The organism is Rhodoferax sp., from assembly GCF_037143375.1.
In the GTDB taxonomy this organism is placed as follows: domain Bacteria; phylum Pseudomonadota; class Gammaproteobacteria; order Burkholderiales; family Burkholderiaceae_C; genus Rhodoferax.
The window spans coordinates 1-5920 of sequence record NZ_JBAWYV010000169.1; the positions used below are offsets into that span (position 1 = coordinate 1).

The 5920-nt window shown below is 55.9% G+C and carries 6 protein-coding genes; 1 reads left to right on the plus strand and 5 read right to left on the minus strand.

The window, feature by feature from the left end:
- Positions 1–194 (minus strand): hypothetical protein (locus tag WCG50_RS16610; protein ID WP_336900708.1); only part of this gene is annotated, 194 nt, incomplete at its 3' end.
- 42 nt (positions 195–236) lie between these two features.
- Between WCG50_RS16610 and speD the strand changes: the two genes are divergently transcribed.
- Positions 237–605, plus strand: a complete 369-nt coding sequence (gene speD, locus WCG50_RS16615) for an adenosylmethionine decarboxylase (RefSeq protein ID WP_336900709.1) — start codon at positions 237–239, stop codon at positions 603–605.
- Positions 606–612: 7 nt separating this feature from the next.
- Here the strand turns inward: speD and WCG50_RS16620 are convergent, their stop codons facing one another.
- From WCG50_RS16620 to WCG50_RS16635, 4 genes are all read right to left on the minus strand, one after another.
- Entirely contained in the window at positions 613–3549 is a 2937-nt protein-coding gene (locus WCG50_RS16620) for a PAS domain S-box protein (RefSeq protein ID WP_336900710.1), read from the minus strand.
- A 3-nt stretch (positions 3550–3552) separates the two neighbouring features.
- A complete protein-coding gene (locus tag WCG50_RS16625) occupies positions 3553–3951 on the minus strand; it encodes a response regulator (RefSeq protein ID WP_336900711.1) in 399 nt (132 codons plus the stop codon).
- Positions 3948–4535: a response regulator gene (locus WCG50_RS16630; protein ID WP_336900712.1), complete on the minus strand. Its 588-nt coding sequence runs from the start codon at positions 4533–4535 to the stop codon at positions 3948–3950. Before WCG50_RS16630 ends, WCG50_RS16625 begins: the two co-directional genes overlap by 4 nt.
- A 95-nt stretch (positions 4536–4630) precedes the next feature.
- Positions 4631–5920, minus strand: a 1290-nt coding sequence (locus WCG50_RS16635; protein ID WP_336900713.1) for a hypothetical protein, incomplete at its 5' end; no start/stop codon positions are given.

Consider the following 5920-nt stretch of genomic DNA (forward strand, 5'->3'; position numbering starts at 1 on the left):
GCCACAATCATGTCGCTGGTGGCATCATCCACATTCGGGTGGCGTGCCATCAGCTTGGCAGCGATGAGCAGGGCGCGCAAATCCTTCAGATCTTTGACGGTGGGTGCCACCTTGATCTGGCCAATCGCGGCCTCGGTGTTGCCCCCTTTGACCAGCGCGGCGACCTTGGTGGCCCAAATAGTTTGACGTGACATAGTGGAATTCCTGTAAATCGATATTTAGCCATAGTTTGAACCATGCAAGGACTGCACCTTACCGCCGATCTTCACGACTGCCGCTGTGCGCCCGAATGGCTGACAGACAGCGCCCTTTTGGGCGAGCATTGCCTTCAGGCTGTGGCTGCTGCGGGTCTGCAGGCGGTCGCCCATGTTTTTCATACCTTCCCCGCCACCGACCAGGGGCTGGGTGGCGTCACGGCCACCGTGTTATTGGCTGAGTCGCACTTGTGTGTGCACACCTGGCCAGAGCAAAGGGCCGCAACGCTCGACGTCTATGTGTGCAATTTTGGCGGTGATCACTCCGCCAAGGCACAGGCGCTGATGTTGGCGATGACGACTTTGTTTCAACCTTGCCAAATCGCGCAGCATGCCTTGCAACGCGGCTGATTCCATTTCAAATGCACCAATCATCGACACGTTGAGGGACACCCGGGCTCAGATGGGTTTCGATGGCCGATTGAAGCTCAGGCTTTCTGAAGGGTTTGACCAACACGGTCCAGGGCACATCGGTTCTGGCGGTCGCCGTTTCTTTCGAGTAACCCGACATCAACAAGACATTAATTTCGGGATACCGTTTGCTGATCACGTCGGCGAGACCGATGCCATCGAGGTCGCCGGGCATGGCGATGTCGCTGATGACCAAATCCACCGGTGTTTTCGCCAACAGCGAAAGTGCATTTTGGGCCGAGTTCGCAGTCAGTGTTGCATATCCTAATTCTTCTGCCCAATCGCACAGTACCAACGCTACTTCTGCCTGGTCGTCGACCACCAGAATCACGCCGGATTGTGGTTTCGTTTTTTCAGCTACTGGCGTGAGGTGCTCCGGCAAGTCGTGTTGACCCGTCATGGGTAAGAAGATTTCAATGGTGCAGCCCTGACCGACCGTGCTCTGAATAGTCAGCTCTCCCCTGGACTGTTTGACAAAACCGGCCACCATGGACAAGCCCAGTCCCGTGCCTTGGCCGCGTTCTTTGGTGGTAAAAAAGGGTTCCTGGGCGCGTCTGAGGACTTCTTCCGTCATGCCCGTCCCGGTGTCTTTGAAGGCAATGAAAGCCATTGGCGTTGCGTCCCCCTCCTGCGTAGCCACCGGCATCAGAATGTCGAGACTGATGGCAAGAGAACCACCCTCGGGCATCGCATCGCGTGCGTTGATTGCCAAATTGAGCAAGGCCGCTTCAAGCCCCGCGACATCAACCTGCACATAGATCTTGGCTTTGCTGGTTTGCATTGCCAACTTCACGCGAACACCTAGCGCATGACGCAGCAAGGGTGCGAGGCGCTCCAGTAGCGCACCGAGTTCCGTGTGGCTTGGCAAGAGAGGTTGCTTGCTGGCGAGTGCCAAAAGAGACTTGACCAACTCAGCCCCGCGCTCTGCCGCGCCCAAGGCCACTTTTATGCGGTGAGCCCCTTTTGCATCGGTGATGGACCCGGTGACCATGTCGAGATTGCCGATGACAATGGCCAGCAAATTGTTGAAGTCGTGGGCCAGTCCACCCGTGAGTTGTCCAATCGTTTCTACTTTTCGAACAACGCGCATTCTTTCGTCGGCCATCTTGCGCTCATGAATATCAATGCAGGTTTTTAACCACTGAATAATGTGGCCCTCATCGTCCATGATGGGCGTCACTTGCGAGGTGAACCAACGGTATTCACCGTCGCTTGCACGCAGTCGAAACTCGCAGTAACCAGACGTCGTTCTCGACGATATGGCGGCTGCTAAATGCCCTCTGACGCTGGCTTGATCCTCAGGGTGGACGGCCGAAATCATCCACTTGAAGTCTGTCTTGCTCTGTGCGTTCGTTGCGCCAATGTAGTCAACCGTTCTCTCATTGACCCAGGTGAGCTTGCTTTGGGCGTCCATCGTCATCACCAGCTGGGGAATCAGCTCCAGCAGTTGCTTGAAGTTCTGCTCGCTGTTGAAAAGGGCTGCGCGCAAGGACTCACTGCGGGTGATGTCCACCATGGTGGCCCGTAAATTGACCTTTTCAGCGTCTGATTCGGAGTCTGGAGTCATCTGGACCAGAACATATAACTTGCGCCCGTCTTTGGTGAGCAATGTTCGGGGCTCCAGGAGGGTTGCCCCCTCGGCGACGCTTTGCAGGTTTTGGTGTAAGTCGTGGTAGCCCGGCGAATCTGGCGATAAAAGTTCAGAGATTTTTTTACCAATCAAGGCTTCACGGCTATACCGCATGGCAACTGCAAATTTTTGATTGCATTCCAGTATGGTGGGATGGGTGCCACTGGTTTCCGTGATCACATGCATGACTGGCGTTTGCTCAAACAAGCCCTGATAGCGTGCCGCACTGTCAGCCAAATTTTCAAAGGCCTTTCTTTGGCGCAGGATGGAGACAATGAGAATGACCGCAGACAAGACCACCAGTCCAGAGCCCAACGCGCCCGCCACCCGGGCGGTCTGAATCTGGCCTGCTACCGATGCGAGGATGTCACCCACTGAACTGGCTGAAACAATGACCAGTGCGTAGGGCTCAATGACACGGTAGCTCACGGCGCGCACGACGCCATCGACCGCCGCCTTGCCGGTATAGGTACCGGCCGAAGCCAATTTTATTTCGTTGAAAACTTGTGATTTTCTGGCGTCGTCGCCATAACTTATTTTGATATTGTCTCGGCGCACGCGGGTAAAACCATCCAGTCCAATAATCGCATGCGAGGCATTTTTGCCCAGGCTGATGGCTTTGTATGAATCCGTGAACACAGCCGGATCAAGGCTCATAAAGATCACGCCACCCAACGAACCATCCGGGTTCGTCATGCGACGTGTCAGCGGAATGACCCATTCACCTGTGATTCGACTTTGAATGGGAACGCCAATCTGCAATTCGTCGCTGTTGGCGGTTTGTTGGGATTTGAAGTAATCGCGATCTGCGAGATTAAGCGGTAACTGTTTCCCGGTGGGACTGTTCGCTGTAGCGATCAACAGATTGCCTCTCGCGTCCATGATGACGGCATTCGGGTTACGGTCCTCCTGCACGCTGAGCTGGTTGATGCGCTCGATCAAATCGTCGCGTGAGACCAGTCGCTTCGATAAAAAATCTGCTCTGATCACCACCAGAATTTTGTCCAGTGTGGCAATGATGTGTCTCGTTCGCGCTTCATCGGCGATCACAACTTTGGTGTTGAACTCAATGGACTCGGTCATCGCCGCCACCTGTACCTCTTTCACGGTGTGGAGCGTGAAACTTGCAATGGCCATGACCAGTATGCCCGCGCCCACCAGAATGGCCCAGCAAATGGTGCCGAAATTCCGGAGAGGGTTGAACGTTTGCAACCGGTTCTTGCGCAGAACTGGCGCGGTGAAATCAGGTGCCATGCGTCAGGTCGGGGCTTGAACCGTCAAACCCAGCGCGCCATACAACTCGGATTTTGAGAAGGGTTTGTTCAATACGCCCATTACTTTGCAACCAATGGCTTGGGCATACGTCTGCGCCGCCGCCAGAACATGTATTGAATGTCCGCTGATGAGCAGCAGCGACACATGGGGTGCTGATTTGACCAAGCTTTCAAAGAGCGCAAAACCGTCAATGTCCGGCAGCGAGAGATCAAGAATGATGGTTTCGTAATGCGTCAGACCCGGACTTTTGAGCAGAACCTTGCCGCTTGTAAAAAGGTCCGACGGTTGCCCCGCCAATGCCAGCATGTCAGAGATAAGCAAGCCCATTTGTGGCTCATCTTCAACAATCGCCAACCGTAAATAGTCAGTGTCTGCGTTCATGGGGAAACCTCGGAGGTGGCTTGATCGTTTAAACCGATCGCTTGCAAAAGTTTGGGAATACGCAAGGGCTTGAGCAGGCAGCTTTCGGCACCTTCGGTGATGACCGCATCCACTTGGTCCTGGGTGGCGTACCCGGTGTAGGCGATGACCCGGATGTGCTGGGTTTGAGGTTCTTGTTTGAGCATGCGACACACCTCCACGCCGCTCATGCCCGGCATCATCAGGTCCAGCAACACCACATCGGGCTTGAGCAGGCTTGACTTCAAACCGCCAGAAAACCCGTCCGTGGCGATATGGACTGAAAGGCCCGGCACCGCCTCCATCAATCCCTCTGCCATGGTTTGGGCCAGCGCTTCTTCGTCTTCAATGATCAGAATAGACGGTCGTTTTTTCGCCGAGGGGTGGCTGCGTTCCTGCAGCATTTTTTCGATGTCGCTGCGAAGAAAACGGCGGTGGCCGCCCAAGGTGGTTTCGCTTTTAAGGAGTCCATTGCCGGTCCAGAGTCGGATCGTATTGGGGGACACCATCAATAGACTCGCGACATCTTTGGCTGTGAGGTAGGGTTTGGCGTCTGGTTTTGTCATGGACAGACTATATAAACAATATTTAATTTTGGAGAAGTGGTTTATTTAACTTGAGCGAATTAATCGAATTTAGTGAATTTAAAACTAAACGAAGATCAAGCTGCCTCATGCCCCAAGGTGAAGGCTTCTTCAAACACCGAGTAACCGGCCCAGTCGCTGTGGGCAAAGTTAAGCCGCTCGTGGCTGATTTGAAAACGCTCTGTTTTTAATATCTGCTTGCGCAGGTTGTACGAGGGCTGCAGCCTGATTTGGCTTAAATCCTTCGGTACGGGCACAGCCATCGCGTGGCCATAGCGGGTGATGTCGATGCGGCTGGTTTTAGCGGGCAGGTCAGGGTGCGCCTGCGCCAGCTCTGTCAGGATGTCGTCACGCCACGCGGCCCACGGCTTATCCAGCAGCAGGCGTCGCGCGTTGGGTAAATCGCCCAAGGTGCGGTAATAGGTCAGCACGGTGGCGCCGGGCACCGGTTTCAGGCTTTGGTGCTGGGCGTCCACATAGCCCAGACCCGGCGCGTCATAAATCACGTTGTCCCAACTCGGGGCCGGGCCGGGGCGGTCATGCAGCGGAGTGTGGATGTGAATATTGGCCACCAGCCAGGGTGCGTAAACGGTGCGAGTGGCGGCCTGGCGCAAAAAATCGGGAGGGTTTTGCACCACCCGCGCTGCCACAAAAATAGGCAAGGCCACGATGGCACGCGGGGCTTGCCAGCGCTCCACGGTTTGGGTGACGGTGTTGAAAGCGTCGACCTCCACGCCGTGTTTGACGTTGTTGATGCGCAGCACCACGCGGCCCGTTTTCAGACGTTCTTTTAAGGGCATGGCCAAGCGTTGGGTGAGCCAGCCGTTGCCCTCGGGCCAGGTCAGCACGCCTTCGCGCTCCAGCGACTCGGCACCCGGCGCGTGAAAACCGTGGCGGCTGGCAAAGTAGTGCATACCGGCCCACGCCGACACCGTGGCAATGCCGGCCCCAAAATCGTCCCGACAGCAGTAGTTCAGGTACCAGCGCAGGTGCGGGTCGGTTAACCCGTGCTGGTCCAGGTACGCTATAAAAGTAATAGCTGTTAGCGCAGACTGAACGGGGGCTAGTGCCTGTTTTGATGTTGGAATGGTCCAGCGGGATGCGTGCCGGGCCTGTTCCACCAGAGTGGCAAATTGCTGGTACTGCGCCAAAGTGTCACGACCGACGCCTTGCACCGGCAGCAGACCCTCCTGCCAGGCGCCGTTGATAAACAGGCGCTCTTGCGGACTGTGGCACAGGTGGCGTTCGTCGTATTCCCAGCGGCCTGCAATGCGCCGACGCAGGCCAAGTTCTTCCAGCAGGTCCTGCACCTCAGGGGCATCGTTGCTGGGCACCGGCAGGTAGTGCGCACCCAGCGGGCAGGCGAT

Excerpts from the sequence above, each read along its gene's own strand:
- WCG50_RS16620 (WP_336900710.1), bottom strand. The coding sequence starts at position 3,549 with ATGGCACCTGATTTCACCGCGCCAGTTCTGCGCAAGAACCGGTTGCAA.
- WCG50_RS16625 (WP_336900711.1), bottom strand. The coding sequence starts at position 3,951 with ATGAACGCAGACACTGACTATTTACGGTTGGCGATTGTTGAAGATGAG.
- speD (WP_336900709.1), top strand. The coding sequence starts at position 237 with ATGCAAGGACTGCACCTTACCGCCGATCTTCACGACTGCCGCTGTGCG.
- WCG50_RS16630 (WP_336900712.1), bottom strand. The coding sequence starts at position 4,535 with ATGACAAAACCAGACGCCAAACCCTACCTCACAGCCAAAGATGTCGCG.